A 14,408-nucleotide genomic window follows, 5' to 3' on the forward strand; every position below is an offset into this window, starting at 1 on the left:
CGGTCATAGGGAAGATGACCGCGCCAAGGGGCGATTGCAAGGACGCGCCCTGCAAGGCGGACCCGGACGCCACGCATGGCGGCGTCCGGTCCGTGTGGATCAGGCGACCTCGGCCAGCCGCGACAGCGCCTCGCGCAGCTTGGCGGCCTCGTCCTCGCGGGCGGCAAGGTTGTCCCGGGTTTCCTCGACCACCTCTTCCGGCGCGCTTTCGGCGAACTTGGGGTTCGACAGCCGCCCGGCCAGCCCGCGGATTTCCTTTTCCAGCTTGCCCAGCGTCTTTTCCAGCCGCGCCTTTTCCTCGCCCACGTCGATGATGTCGGCCAGCGGCAGCCCGAACAGGCCGCCCTCGACCGCGATGGTGATCGCGCCCTTGGGCATCTCGGCCACCTCGGTCAGCGAGTCGATGCGCGCGAGCTTGGTGATTAGCGCCTCGTTGTTGGTCCACGCGGCGCGGCCCGCGTCGTCCAGTTGAACCTGCAGGATCGGCACCTGCAGACCGGCCGGGACGTGCATCTGCGCGCGCGCGGACCGGACCGCTTCGATCAGCGAGATCGCCCAGTTCATCTCGGTATCCGCTGCCGGGTCCAGAAGCTCGGCGGTGCTGTAGGCCGGCCAATCGGCGTGGACGAGCATTCCGTCGCGCTTGACGGTCGACTGCCACAGTTCCTCGGTGATGAAGGGCATGATCGGATGCAGCAGGATCAGGCACTGGTCCAGCACCCAGCCCATCGTCGCGCGGGTTTCGGCCACGACAGCGGCGTCCGGGCTGTCCAGAAGCGGCTTGGCAAACTCGACATACCAGTCGCAGACCTTGCCCCATGTGAAGGCATACAGCGCGTTTGCGGCGTCGTTGAAGCGGAACGCATCCAGCGCGGCGTCGACGGTCTCGCGGATACGGGCGGTCTCGCCGATGATCCAGCGGTTCGCGGTGGCTGTCGCCGTGGGGGCGGCGGCCAGCGGGACATAGTTCTCGTACACGCCGTTCATCTCGGCAAACCGGACCGCGTTCCAGATCTTCGTGGTGAAGTTCCGGTAGCCCGCGATGCGAGAGGTCGACAGCTTCAGGTCGCGCCCCATCGCCGCCATCGAGGTCAGCGTGAACCGCACCGCGTCGGCGCCGTACTCGTCGATCAGTTCCAGCGGGTCCAGCACGTTGCCCAGCGACTTGGACATCTTCTTGCCCTTCTCGTCGCGAACAAGCGCATGGACATAGACGGTGTCGAAGGGTTTCTGCCCGACCACGGCGTATTGCATCATCATCATCCGGGCGACCCAGAAGAAGATGATGTCGAAGCCGGTGACGAGAACCGAGGTGGGGAAGTATTTCTTCAACTCGTCCGTGGGTTCCGGCCAGCCCAGCGTGCCGATCGGCCAAAGCCCGGACGAGAACCACGTGTCCAGCACGTCCGGGTCGCGCCAGATCGGATAGACCAGCTTGGTCGGATCCTGCGTGACGTTGTATTCCGCAAGGCTTTCGGCCAGCAGCTGACGCGCCGAGGCGCGGTCCTCGACCTCGACCACGATGGCGTGGTTCAGCGGCGTGGGCAGGGTGGCCAGCACATCGTTGAACTGACCCTGGACGTGGGCGAAGTCCGGGCCGCAGTGGTGACGTTCGTCACCGCGCAGCAGGGCCTGCTCGATCAGCAGGCGGCCGATCTCGACCTCGTCCAGCGCGCCGTCGCTTTCGTCGTCGCGGAAGCCCTCGCCGGACAGGTCCAGCCCGTACCAGACCGGGATCTGGTGGCCCCACCACAGCTGGCGCGAGATGCACCACGGTTCGATGTTCTCAAGCCAGTTGAAATAGACCTTCTTGTCCTGTTCCGGCAGGATCTCGACCTCGCCGGTGCGCACCGCGTCGATGGCCGGGCCGACGATCTTCTCGGCGTCGACGAACCACTGGTCGGTCAGCATCGGCTCGATGACGACCTTGGAGCGGTCGCCGAAGGGCTGCATGATCAGCTTCGCCTCGACCAGCGGGACAGCCTCGTTCGCGCCTTCGTCATCCGGCTTCACCGCAGGCTTGCCCAGCCTCGGGTCGCTGGCGACGGTCATCACCGCAAGTCCTTCCGAGGTGATCTGTTCGACCACCGCCTTCCGTGCCTCGAACCGGTCGAGACCGCGCAGGTCGTCGGGGACAAGGTTCAGCGTATCGACCTCGGCGCCGGTGAAGGCCGCGCCGTTCGCGATCTCCTGCGCACGGGTCGCGCAGGCGGCATAGTCGTCGCCGTCGTTGCGCATGTGGCCCTTGGTGTCCATCAGGCGGTACATCGGGATGTTGCCGCGCTGTGCGACGCCATAGTCGTTGAAGTCGTGCGCGCCGGTGATCTTAACCGCGCCCGAGCCGAACGTCGGGTCCGGGTACTCGTCGGTGATGATCGGAATCAGGCGGCGATGTTCCTTCGGGCCAACCGGGATTTCACAGAGTTTCCCGACGATTGAGGCGTAACGTTCATCCGATGGATGAACCGCGACAGCGCCATCGCCCAGCATCGTTTCCGGGCGCGTCGTGGCGATCGAGATATAGTCCCGCGTCTCGCGCAGGGTGACGTTTCCGTCCTCGTCCTTCTCGACGTACTCGTAGGTCTCGCCACCGGCCAGCGGGTACTTGAAGTGCCACATATGACCGTTGGTTTCGGTGCTTTCGACCTCGAGGTCCGAGATCGCGGTCTCGAAATGCGGATCCCAGTTCACCAGCCGCTTGCCGCGATAGATCAGGCCCTTGTCGTACATGTCGACGAAGACCTTGATCACGGCGTCGTGGAAGTTCTGCTCGGTCGGCTCGGGATCGCCCGGCGCGCCGCCCATGGTGAAGGCCTCGCGGTCCCAGTCGCAGGACGCGCCCAGCCGCTTCAACTGGCCGATGATGGTGCCGCGCGATTTCACCTTCTGCTGCCAGACCCGTTCAAGGAACTTCTCGCGGCCCATCTCCTGCCGGGTGGGTTCCTGGCTCAGCGCCATTTCGCGTTCGGTCACCATCTGGGTGGCGATGCCCGCGTGGTCGGTGCCGGGCTGCCACAGCGTGTCGAAGCCGCGCATCCGGTGCCAGCGGATCAGGATGTCCTGAAGCGTGTTGTTGAAGGCGTGGCCCATGTGCAGGGCGCCGGTCACGTTCGGCGGCGGGATCACGATGGAGAAGGTCTCGGGCCGCGACGCGTTGGCGCCGGCGGCGAAAGCGCCGGTCTGTTCCCAAGCGGCGTAGATCCGGGGTTCCGCGTCGTTGGCGTCGAAGGTCTTTTCCATGGGCATCGTGGGCATCCCGCTTTCCGAAAATCGGCCATCACTTAGCGCGGGTGCGGGCCAAGGGGAAGGGGAACGCGGCGCTGTGGCGCGCCTTACATGCGCCATCCGGGTGGTCTAGGCTGTCTGGCAGGACGGTGCGGGCCACAGAAAGGGTACGCAAGATGACGATGGCGGCGGATCCGGCGGGCGGGATCGTGGGGCGGCGGGCGCTTATGACGGGCGTCGGCGCGCTGGCGGGGATGGCGGGATGGTTCCTTGTGGACGAGCTTCCCGACCTCGTGGACAGCGACCGGCTGGTGCTTTTCCTGACGGCGGGGTTCGGGGCGTTCTTCTTCGCGCTGCTGGCGGCCTCGGGCGCGCTGGCGCTGCGGGCGGCGGTGGCGGTGGCGGCGCTGGTCTCGGTGCCGGCGGCGGGGCTGCTGACATGGGCCAGCCTGCGTCACGCCGAGATCGACGATTTCCTCGAACCTGGGCATCCGCTGGTGGCCTTCGGTCTGATCGTGTTCCTGACGCTGCCGTTCCTGATCGTGGGGTTCCGCCCCGGAGAGCGATGGCGCAGCTATCCCGCGCTGTTCCGGCAGTCGTGGGACATCGCGGTGCGCTATGCGGCGGCGTGGATCTTCACCGGCGCCTTCTGGGCGGTGCTGTTCCTGTCGGACGCGCTGCTGGGGCTGGTCGGGCTGGAGATCATCGAGGACATTCTGGACATCGACTTCATGCCCCCGGTCCTGACCGGTGCGGCGCTGGGACTGGCGCTGGCGGTGGTGGCGGAGCTGTCGGACTATATCTCGCCCTTCCTGATCCTGCGGCTGCTGCGGCTGCTGGTGCCGGTGGTTCTGGTGGTGACGGTGGTGTTTCTTGGCGCGTTGCCGCTTCGGGGGCTGTCGGACCTGTTCGGCGGGCTGTCGGCGGCGGCGGTGCTGCTGGCGATGGCGGTGGGGATCGCGACGCTGATCACGGCCGTCATCGACCGCGAGGATGCCGAGGCGGCGGACGCGGGCCTGTTGCGCCTGTCGTCGCAGGCGCTGGCGGTGGCGATCCCGCTGCTGTCGGGGCTGGCGCTGTATGCGGTGTGGCTGCGGGTGTCGGATTATGGCTGGAGCCCGGACCGCATCGCGGCGGCCTGCGCCGGGGCCGTGGGGATGGGCTATGGCGTGCTGTACACCGCCGCCGTGATCCTTCGCCGGGACTGGATGGAGCGTATCCGCCGCGCCAACATCGCGATGGCGCTGGCGGTGATCGGGCTGGCGGCGCTGTGGCTGACCCCGGTGCTGAACGCCGAGTCGCTGTCGGCCCGCAATCAGGTGGCGCGCTATGCCTCGGGCAAGGTCGGGGCAGAGGCGCTGGACCTGTGGTTCATCGGACGCGAACTGGGGCTGGCGGGCGAGGCGGCGCTGGACCGGCTGCGGGCGGCGGCGGGTGACGACGCTGACGTGCTGGACGCGCGGCTGGCGCGGCTAGAAACGGCGTCGTACCGCTGGGACTTCGACGCGGCCGACCGCGAGACCACCGCGACCGATGCGACCAATGCGCGGATCGTAGAGATCGTCTCGGCCGTGGCCGTGGCGCCAGAGGGGCGGCGGCTGGACCCGGCGCTTCTGGCGGGCGCGGCGATGCCGCAGTTGTCGACGTGGCTATCGGCCTGCGGACGCCGAACGCCGGGCGGCAATCCGGGCTGCGTGGTGCTGTTCGCGGACCTGCTGCCGGAGGTGCCGGGCGACGAGGCGATCCTGTTCACGATGAACGCGGCGGGCAACATCAGCCTGACCGCGCTGAACGCCGAGGGGTTTCAGGCGCTGCGCTTCCTGCGGGGCGCGCCGGTCGACCTTGCGCCCGCCACGCTGGACCGGGTGCTGGATGGCTCGGTGACCGTGGGCGAACCGGCGTTGCGGTCGCTCGATCTGGGCGGGGCCGAGGTGCTGATCCTGCCGTGATCGGGCCGGGGCGGGACCGGATTGAAGGTTTGTTAAATCCTGTCGACTAGCCTTGCCGCGACAGACGATGCGAGGCGTGGCGATGCACGGGATGATCATCCGGTCGATCCAGTGTTTTCTCGAAGACACCTATGGCCGCCCGGTGTGGGAGGATGTGGCGAAGGCCGCGGGGCTCGACCCCGAGGGGTTCGAGGCGATGATGCCCAACCGCGAGACCCGCACGCCAGAGGTGCTGAGCGCTGCCAGCCAGCATCTTGGCAAGCCGCGCGAGACGTTGCTGGAGGATCTGGGAACCTACCTTGTCGCGCACCCGGCGATGCAGGTGGTCCGCAGGCTGTTGCGGTTCTGCGGCCCGGACTTCCACGACTTCCTGTACTCGCTTGAGGAATTGCCCGAACGCGCGCGGCTGGCCGTGCCCGACCTTGAACTGCCGGTGCTGGACCTGCGCGAACATGACAGCGGCGACTATACGCTGACGGTCACCCACTATGTGCCCGGGTTCGGGCATGTGATGGTGGGTATGCTGCGGGCGATGGCCGACGATTACGGCGCGCTGGTCTTGCTGGAACACAAGGGACGCGCCGCCGCCTGCGAGATCGTAAGCATCCGGCTGGCAGAGCCCGCGTTCAGCGCGGGGCGGCGGTTCGATCTAAGGCTGAAGGCGGGATGATCCCCTCGGTCCAGGGTCCTGCACCGGACGGGGCCGTGGTGCTGGACGCCGACGCGGTCGACCTGTTCATGCCGATGTCGCTGACCGTCGCCGCTTCGGGCCACATCCGCCACGCTGGGCCGACGCTGGCCAAGTTAAGGCCCGACGCGCCGCTGGCAGGGCGCCGCCTGCTTGAGGTGTTCGAACCGCGCCGCCCGCGCGGCGTCGGGTCTTTCGCCGACCTGCGCGCGGCCTGTGGCGCGCCGCTGGTGATGGCCTTCCGCGACCAGCCGCGCACCGCGTTCAAGGGGCACGGTCAGGCGCTGCCCGACGGCGGCATGCTGATCAACCTGTCCTTCGGCATCGGCGCGGTCGAGGCTTTGGCGGCCTACGATCTGACCGGCGCCGACTTCGCGCCCACCGACCTGACGGTGGAAATGCTGTATCTGGTCGAGGCGAACGCCGCCGTGCAGGCCGATCTGCGCCGCCTGACGCTTCGGCTGGACGGGGCGAAAAGCGCGGCGGTGGAACAGGCGCACAGCGACACGCTGACCGGGCTGCGGAACCGGCGCGCGCTGGACATGGCGTTGCAGCGCTATGCCGCCTCGCGCGAGGCGTTCGCGCTGATGCATCTCGACCTCGACCGGTTCAAGGCGGTGAACGACACGCGCGGCCACGCCGCGGGCGACCATGTGCTGCAACAGGTCGCCGCGATCCTGCGCGAGGAAACGCGCGAGGCGGACACCGTGGCGCGTGTGGGCGGGGACGAGTTCGTGCTGATCTTCTACCGCCTGACCGAACGCCGCCGGCTGGCCCGCATCGCCTCGCGCCTGCTGCGGCGGCTGTCCGAGCCGGTGGAATATGACGGCGCCCGGTGCGAGATTTCGGGAAGCATCGGCATCGCGCTCAGTCAGGACTATCCGCGCCCCGATCCCGACCGGATGCTGCAAGACGCCGACGCGGCGCTGTACCGGTCGAAACGGGCGGGCAGGGCACGCTATGGCTTCGCCGGTGAAGACGCGACGCACAGGCCGGAAGCAGGCGAACCACCCGCCCGGATCACTCCGCCTTCGTGATCGCCAGCGGGATCTCGAATTTGAAGCTGAAGCCCAGCGTTTCATAGTCGTCGCGGAACAGGCCGTCATAGCTTGCGCCCAGCGACAGCGACGCGCCCTCGGGCATCGCGAAGCTGACGCCGGTCTGGAACCGTCCGCGCCAGCCGTCCGAGTTGGGCGAGTCGTCGGCCAGCGTGACACCCATCGTCGTGCCCATGTTGTAGATCGCTTCAAGCGTGAAATAGGGGCGATAGGACAGGCCGCCGTCGGTGACGAAGTTGCCCGCGATGGTCGGCCCGAACCGCGCCTGACCCAGCGCGATGGTCTGGCTGGGGATCGTCACGCCCAGCCCGTCGACATAGCCGTCCTGTGTCTCCTGGAAATAGGACAGCGAGGCGTTCGGGCGGATCGTCCACGGCCCTTTGCGGTAGTCGCCGGTCAGGCTCATCTGCGCCATCCAGCGCGACGTGCGGAAGCTGTCGGTGTAGGTGTTGAACGGGCTGATCTTGTTGGTCGACGTCCCCGCCGCGACGCGCGCGTCGAAATACAGGTTCGGCGCCAGCCGCGCGGTCATGTAGGGGCCCATCATCCAGCCGCCGCCCGAGACGGTGGTGTCGTTCGCGGGCGATTCCTCGGTGATCATGTCGATGCTGGTCATCAGGCCGACCAGCACGCTGTCGGTCACCAGATAGTCGGCGCCGAAGTAGACGACTCCAAAGCGGCCCTCGCCCTCGCTGTCGTCGAATTTCTTGAACTGCGCCTCGAACCACGCGTCCCAGCGGTAGTTCGACACAAAGGCGGTGTCGCTGGTCGCGCCGTGGGCCAGTTTCAGGCTCGCTCCCGCCTGCCGCATCGTCAGCAGGCTGCCCGAGACGTTGATGGTGTCCGACCGCAGCGACATCGGGTCGAAGTTGAAGGGCGAGAAGGACATCACGTCGCCCGTCGCGAAGCGCAGCGCGCTGGCGTTGCCGAAGCCGCGGGTCAGCCGGTCGATGCGGCGGGCCATGTCCGGTTCAGAGGCCAGCAGCAGGTCGGCGCGGCGGAACAGGAACCGGTTGATGGTCTCGACGGTCTTGGTGTCGGTCTGGACCGAGGTGAGGGTGCAGGTGATCGCCTCTCCGGCCGCGACGTCCAGCACGATCTCGCCGCTTTGCGCGGTGGCGGAGCTGTCGGCGTCAGAGCAGGAGATGGCCGAGTTGCCGAAGCCCGCGGGCCGCGATTGCACAACGGTGTAGCTGCCGGGCGCAAGGGTAACGGGGCCATAGCTGCCATTGCCGCCGCTGGTGACGATCGAGAAGTTCAGCAGCGCCTCGGCCGAGGTAAAGCTGAAGGTTCCGTCCGGGTCGGCGCGCTGGATGAAGGTCACGGTGCCGCCGGTGACGGCCTCGACCTCGAGCGTTGCGCTCGCGCTGCCGCTGGCGCCCAGCGACGTGGTCAGCGGCCCGGCGGTTTCGGCGAAGGTGCCGACCGTGGTGCCCGTGACGGTGACGCCGATCTCACAGCTGTCGCCCGCCGGGATCGTGGCGCCGGACAGCGACAGGCTGCTTGTGCCCGCCGCAGCGGTCACGGTGCCGCCGGTGCAGCTGTTCGAGACGGCCGGATCGGCGGCCAGCACCAGCGCGCTGTCGAAGGTGGCGGCGAAGGCGGCGGTGTCGGCGTCGATCAGCGCGCCGCTGTTGTCCAGCGTGAAGGTCACGCGGGTGGTGCTGCCCTGCGGAATGATCGCGGGCGAGAAGGCCATCGCGAAGCCCGGCGGCGGGGCGGCGGTGACGGTCAGCGCGGCGCTGGCGTCCAACGCCGTCGGGAAGGTGGTCGTGGTGACAGAGGCGGTGTTGGTCAGGTCGGTGGTGCCCGTCACCGTCACCTCGGCGGTCACGGTACAGGTCGCGCCGGTGGCCAGCGTGCCGCCGGTCCAGCCGATCGCGGTTTCGCCCGCGGCGCCGGTCAACGTGCCGCCGGTACAGCCCGCGTCCGCCGTGGCGTCGGTGGCCAGCACAAGGCCCGCCGGGAAGGTGTCGGACAGCGCCACGCCGTCCAGTTCCGAGAAGCTGTTCGGGTTGGTGACCGCAAGGGTCAGCGTCAGCGTCTCGCCCTGAACCGCAGCCGAGGCCGAGAAGGTCTTGGTCAGCTCGGGCGGCAGCTTGTCGACGAAGGTGATCGTCGCCAGCGCCTGCGTGGCGGCGGCGTTGTAGATCGACGTGACTTCGGCAGAGTTGGTGACCGACCCGGTGGCGGTGCCGGTGACGCCCGCGGTGATGGTGCAGGTCTCGCCGATGCCGATGCTGCCGCCGCTCCAGTCGACCGAGGTGCCGCCCGCCACGCCGGTCAGCGTGCCGCCGGTGCAGCCCGCGTCGCCCGCAGCACCGGTGGTGATCTCAAGCCCGGCGGGGAAAGTGTCGGTCAGGTCGATGCCGGTCAGGTCGAGGAAATTGTTCGGGTTCGACAGGGTCAGGGTCATCGTGACTTCCTGCCCGACCTCGGCGGTGGTTTCGGAGAACGCCTTGGTCAGGTCCGGGCCGCTGCCGCCGGTCACGGTGAGGCTGGCGTTCGCGCTGACCGGGGCGGCGTTCGCGCTGGACGTCATCTCGGCCGTGTTCGTAAGGTCGCTGCCGCCGGTGACGGTGACGTCGGCGGTGATGGTGCAGGTCTCGCCCGGCGCAAGAACGCCGTCGGTCCAGTCAAGCTGGGTGTCGCCCGCATCACCCGCCAGAGTGCCGCTGGCGCAGGTCGCGTCGCCCGAGGCGGCGGTGGCGATCTCCAGCCCGGCGGGGAAGGCGTCGGTCAGGTCGATGTCGGTGACAGTGGCGAAGTCGTTCGCGTTCTCGACCGCCAGCGTCATCGTCAGCGTCTCGCCCTGCGTGGCGGTGCCCTGCGAGAAGCTTTTGGTCAGCAGCGGCGCGCCCGCCGGAGACACCGCCAGCGCGGCGGTGGCGGGGATCGCGGTCGCGTTGCGCTCGGACACCAGTTCGGCGGTGTTGCTCAGGCTGCTGTCGCCGGTGACGGTGACGCCCACGGTGATGGTGCAGGTCTCGCCCGCCGCCAGCACGCCGCCGGTCCACGACAGCGCGGTATCGCCCGCCGCGCCGGTCAGCGCGCCGGTCGAACAGGTGGCGTCCCCGACCGCGTCGGTCGAGATTTCCAGCCCGGCCGGGAAGGCGTCCGTCATGTCGAGGTCGGCGATGTCGACGAAGGCGTTGGGGTTGCCGATCTCGACCGTCATGGTCAGGGCCTCGCCCTGCGTGACGCCGGTTTCCGAGAAGCTTTTGGCCAGCGTCGGCAGCGCGCCCGCATTGACCAGCAGCGTGTCGCTGGCGTCGACCGGGGTGGCGTTGGCGTCAGAAGTAAGCTCTGCCGTATTGGTCACGTCCGCGGTGCCGGTGACACGGACCGCGACGGTCACGGTGCAGGTCTCGCCCGCATCGATGCTGCCGCCGGTCCACGAGATCGCAAGGTCGCCGTCGCCGCCCGCAAAGCTGCCGCCGACGCAGAAAGCGTCGCCCGAGGGTGCTCCAGCAGCTTCCAGCCCGGCGGGGAAGGTGTCGGTCAGGCTGATGCTGCCCACCGCGACAAAGGCGTTGGGGTTGGCGACGGTCAGGGTCATGTTCACCGTCTCGCCCTCATCCGCGCCCGAGACCGCGAAAGCCTTGGTCAGCGTCGGGGCGATGGCGGCGTTGACCGTCAGCGTCGCGCTGGCCGCGCCAGAGTTGCCAAGGCTCGACGTCAGATCGCCTGTGGTGTTCGTCAGGGCGCCCGCCGTCGTGCCGGTGACGTCGACCGAGACGGTGCAGGCCGCCGCGCCGGCCACCGTGCCGCCGGAGTACGACAGGGTTCCGGCCCCCGCCACCGCCGTCAGCGTGCCGCCGGTGCAGGTGGTCGAGGCGTTGGGCGGGGTGGCGACGACCATGCCGGCGGGCAGGTTGTCGGTGACGTCCAGCGCGGTCGCAGCATAGCCCGATGCCGCGTTGTCGATGGTCAGCGTCATCGTCGTCGTCTCGCCCAGATCAACGGTCGCCAGTGCGAAGGCCTTGGCGAAGGAAGGCGGCGGCAGGATTTCAAGGCTGTCGGACGCGCCCGACGCGATGGTCAGGCCGTTGCTGGTAAGGTCGCTGGTGGTGTTGCCGTAACTCCCGGGCGTGGCACCGGCGGGCAGCAGCAGCGAAACCGTGAAGGAACACGTGCCCGACGCCGCCAGTGTGCCGCCGGTCAGGGTCAGCAGCGACGTACCCGAGATGGCGGACCCCGCGCCGCAGGGCGTCGACGGCAGCGAGGTCGCGACGGTGCCCGACAGGAAGGCCGACAGATCGTCGCTGAATGCCAGCCCGGACAGGGGACTGGCGTCGTTGTTGGTGATCGAGAAGGTCACGTCGACGGCTGCCCCGGCGGCCTCGGCCTCGACCGAGAACGCCTTGGTGAAGGTCGGCGCGACGAAGTCGGTCACCGTCAGCGTGGCGCCGCCGGGCGTCGCGGTCAGCGAGGCGCCGCCGAAGTCGTAGCTCGCGGTGGCGGGGGTCGTGCTGTAATCGCCCGTTGCGGTGCCGCCGGGAACCGTGACCTCCAGCGTAACCGTACAAGTCGCCGAAGCCGCAAGGTCGATGCCCGAGAAGCTTGCCGTGCCGCTGCCGCTGACCGTGCCGCCGCAGGAGTTGCCGGCGACCGAGAAGCTGGCGCCGGGGATCGCCGTCGAAATCGCGTCGGTGAAGGCGGCTCCGGTGATGCCCTGCGCGCTGCTGGTGTTCTCGAAGCTGTAGACCAGCGTGGCCGTGTCGCCCGCCACGACGGGGCTGTCGGTGAAGTCGGACAGGATCGACAGCGGGTCCGCCTCGACCACCAGCTGATCCGAAGCCGCCGCGCCGGTATAGGCCGCGCCGTCGATGGTGGCCGCGATGCCGCTGGTGGTGTTGCCATAGGTTCCGGACGTCGCGCCCCCGGGCACCGAAAGGGTCACGTCGAAGCTGCAGCTTGCGCCCGGCGCCAGCGATCCGCCGCTGAACAGAAGCGAGGTGGTGCCCGACACGGTGCCGCCGCAGACGCTGGCCGGAAGCCCGGTTGCGGCAAGCCCGCTCATGGTGTTCGACAGGTTGTCAGAGAACACGATGCTGCTGGCTGCGGCGCCTGCATCGCTGTTCGGGTTGGTCAGCGAGAACCGCAGCGTGACGGTTCCGCCCGGAACCGCCGGATCGTCGATGAACTCCTTGGTCAGGTCCAGCGCCGAGTAGGTGGTGATCGTCAGGCTGTCGGACGCGGTGGTGCCCGTCAGTTCCGAGGCCGCGCCACTGTCGGCAGCGGCGGTCAGGTTGCTGGTCGTGTTTAGGAAACTTCCGGTGCCAGAGGTGCCCAGCGACAGCTCGACCTCTATTTCGCAGGTGGAATCGGGGGCGACGGTGCCGCCGGTGTAGCTAAGCGTCGAACTGCCGCCGACCGAGCCGCCGCAGGTGTTGGTCAGCACCGATCCCAGCGTCGTGCCGCTGTAGAAGGCATCGAGGTCGTCGGTGAAGGAAAGCTGCGTCGCCGACACCGTCTCGGAGCTGTTGTTCAGCACAAGGCTCATCGCGACGGTGGTGCCCTCGCCAGCGGAAACGGCGTTGAAGGTCTTGGTCAGCGTCAGTCCGGCAAGATCGCCGCCCGGACCGACCAGCACGGTGCCCGAGGCGGCGTTGCCGGCGAAGCTCGAGGTGTCGGGAAAGGTGCCGGTAAGCGCCGAACTCGTCCCGCCATAGGTTCCGTTCGGGGTCGAGGCCGAAAGGCTGAAATCCAGCGTCACCGTACAGGTGGCACTGGCCGCCAGTGCGCCCGAGACCAGCTGGAACTCGGTCGCCGAGGTCAGCGCGGCCGAGCCGCCGCAGGTCGTGGCGATCCCGGTGACCGTCACGTTGGCCCCGAAGTCATTGACGTTGTCCGAAAAGGCGAGGTCGCCCAGCGCCAGCGACCCGTTCGGGTTGGCAAGGGTATAGACAAGCTGACCGGTGTCGCCGGCCGCCAGCGTGTCGGGCGAGAACGCCTTCGCCAGCGTCCCGGGCTGGCCGCTGAGCACGGTCAGCGTGTCGCTGTCCGCCGGGCCCGAGGTCGCCGCGCCGTCGATCGTGGCGCTGACGGTGCTGGTGGTGTTGACATAGTCGCCCGCCGCCGCGCCGCCCGGCACCTGCACCGTCACCGTGAAAGAGCACGCATCCCGCGCGCCAATGGTGCCGCCGGTCAGGGTCAGCAGCGAACTGCCGCTCAGCGCCGATCCTACGCCGCAGGGATTGCTCGGCAGCGCCCCCGTCACCACCGCGCCCGACAGCATCGCGTCGAGATCGTCGGTGAAGGTGACGCCGGTGGCGTCGCTGCTGCTGCTGGGGTTGGTCAGGGTGAACGCAAGCTCCACCGTGCCGCCCGGCGCGACGGTGTTCGAGGTGAAGTCCTTGATCAGGCCCACGACACCGGCGGGCGGCGTCGTCACCGTCAGCGCCGCGGTCGAGGCCCCGGCCTGCATCTGCGACCCGCTGCCGCTGATGCCGTAGGTCAGGCTGGACGAGGTCAGGTCATAGGTGCCGGAGGCCGAGGTCTTGATGTCGAAGCTGACGGTACAGCTGGCGCCGGCCGGCACCACGTAATAGGCGGGCGTGTTCAGACCCTGCACAGCCGCGCTGAAGGTGTCGCCGCCCGCAGGCGCCGAAATGGTGGAGCTGAAACCGCCGCAGGTGTTCGTGACGTTCGCAGGCGACTCGATCACAAGCCCCGCGGGCAACGTCTCGGAAAATGACAGATAGGTGACGGCGGTGGCGCTTGCGGTGTTGTCGAAGGTGTAGGTCACCGTGCTGGTGTCGCTCAGCCCGACTGAGGCGGGCGACAGCGTCTTGGTGAATCCCGGCGCCGAGGCGCTGACGGTCAGGTCATGCGCAAGGCTCGCCGAACTGCCTGCCGAACTGCTGAGCGTGACAGAGGGGTTGGTGTGGTCGCCGATGGTGGTGGCGGTCACCTGTACCGTCACGGTGCAACTCCCGCCGCCCGCAACCGTCCCGTCCGATAAGGTCACGGTGCCGCCACCCGCAGGCGCGGTCAGGGTCCCGCCGGTACAGGTTGTCGCGGCGCTTGCCGGGGTCTGGATGGTGATCGCCGCCGGGAAGGTGTTGGTGAACGCAAGATCGGTGACCGGGCTGCCCGAGCCGTTGGTGATCGTGTAGGTCAGGGTCGAGGTGCCCCCGGCGCCGATCTCGTCCGGCGAGAATTCCGTCGCCAGCGTCGGCTGCGCCGCGGCCGTCTGCGCCGAAACGGCGGCGGCAAGGCACAGCACGAGGGCGGAAAGGCATTTCGCGAGTACACAGATGCGCATCGGGGTCCCCGGCAAATCATCAACGGCGCAAGGGGAGGGCGCGGATCGGGTGCGCGACGCACGGGTGGCATGGCCCGGATCAGGCCGCCACCTTAACAGGGTTCAATCTCTACCCTATCCGCATGTCTCCCCAGACAACCGGAACTTGCCCCGCCACTGCCGATTCCGGAACGGTTAACGCCCTGTCGCGGGGCCGTTTTCAAAGGGCGCATGCAAAA

Annotated in this window: 5 protein-coding genes; 3 read left to right on the forward strand and 2 right to left on the reverse strand. The window is 68.5% G+C overall.

The features are described 5' to 3' along the window. Positions 1–99 precede the first annotated feature (99 nt). The gene (locus ACP156_RS05220) at positions 100–3,246 is read right to left on the reverse strand and encodes a valine--tRNA ligase (protein ID WP_425050821.1); all 3,147 of its coding nucleotides are present in this window, start codon (positions 3,244–3,246) and stop codon (positions 100–102) included. A gap of 155 nt (positions 3,247–3,401) precedes the next feature. Between ACP156_RS05220 and ACP156_RS05225 the strand changes: the two genes are divergently transcribed. The 3 genes from ACP156_RS05225 (at position 3,402) to ACP156_RS05235 (ending at position 6,899) form a co-directional block, all read left to right on the forward strand. Next, the gene (locus ACP156_RS05225) at positions 3,402–5,174 is read left to right on the forward strand and encodes a DUF4153 domain-containing protein (RefSeq protein ID WP_425050247.1); all 1,773 of its coding nucleotides are present in this window, start codon (positions 3,402–3,404) and stop codon (positions 5,172–5,174) included. A gap of 82 nt (positions 5,175–5,256) precedes the next feature. Then, complete coding sequence (locus ACP156_RS05230; protein ID WP_425050248.1) at positions 5,257–5,844, forward strand: heme NO-binding domain-containing protein; 588 nt, start codon at positions 5,257–5,259, stop codon at positions 5,842–5,844. Beyond that, entirely contained in the window at positions 5,841–6,899 is a 1,059-nt protein-coding gene (locus ACP156_RS05235) for a diguanylate cyclase domain-containing protein (protein ID WP_425050249.1), read from the forward strand. The genes ACP156_RS05230 and ACP156_RS05235 overlap by 4 nt, the downstream gene beginning before the upstream one ends. Here ACP156_RS05235 and ACP156_RS05240 read toward each other — a convergent pair. Then, positions 6,883–14,190: a hypothetical protein gene (locus tag ACP156_RS05240; protein WP_425050250.1), complete on the reverse strand. Its 7,308-nt coding sequence runs from the start codon at positions 14,188–14,190 to the stop codon at positions 6,883–6,885. The two genes, ACP156_RS05235 and ACP156_RS05240, sit on opposite strands and share 17 nt — an antisense overlap. Between the last annotated feature and the right edge of the window lie 218 nt (positions 14,191–14,408).

It is taken from the genome of Psychromarinibacter sp. S121, assembly GCF_049801035.1.
Taxonomy (GTDB): Bacteria; Pseudomonadota; Alphaproteobacteria; order Rhodobacterales; family Rhodobacteraceae; genus Psychromarinibacter.

Bases quoted from the DNA above. Each gene is read 5' to 3' on its own strand.
- ACP156_RS05220 (WP_425050821.1), bottom strand. From the start codon at position 3,246: ATGCCCATGGAAAAGACCTTCGACGCCAACGACGCGGAACCCCGGATC.
- ACP156_RS05225 (WP_425050247.1), top strand. From the start codon at position 3,402: ATGACGATGGCGGCGGATCCGGCGGGCGGGATCGTGGGGCGGCGGGCG.
- ACP156_RS05230 (WP_425050248.1), top strand. From the start codon at position 5,257: ATGCACGGGATGATCATCCGGTCGATCCAGTGTTTTCTCGAAGACACC.
- ACP156_RS05235 (WP_425050249.1), top strand. From the start codon at position 5,841: ATGATCCCCTCGGTCCAGGGTCCTGCACCGGACGGGGCCGTGGTGCTG.
- ACP156_RS05240 (WP_425050250.1), bottom strand. From the start codon at position 14,190: ATGCGCATCTGTGTACTCGCGAAATGCCTTTCCGCCCTCGTGCTGTGC.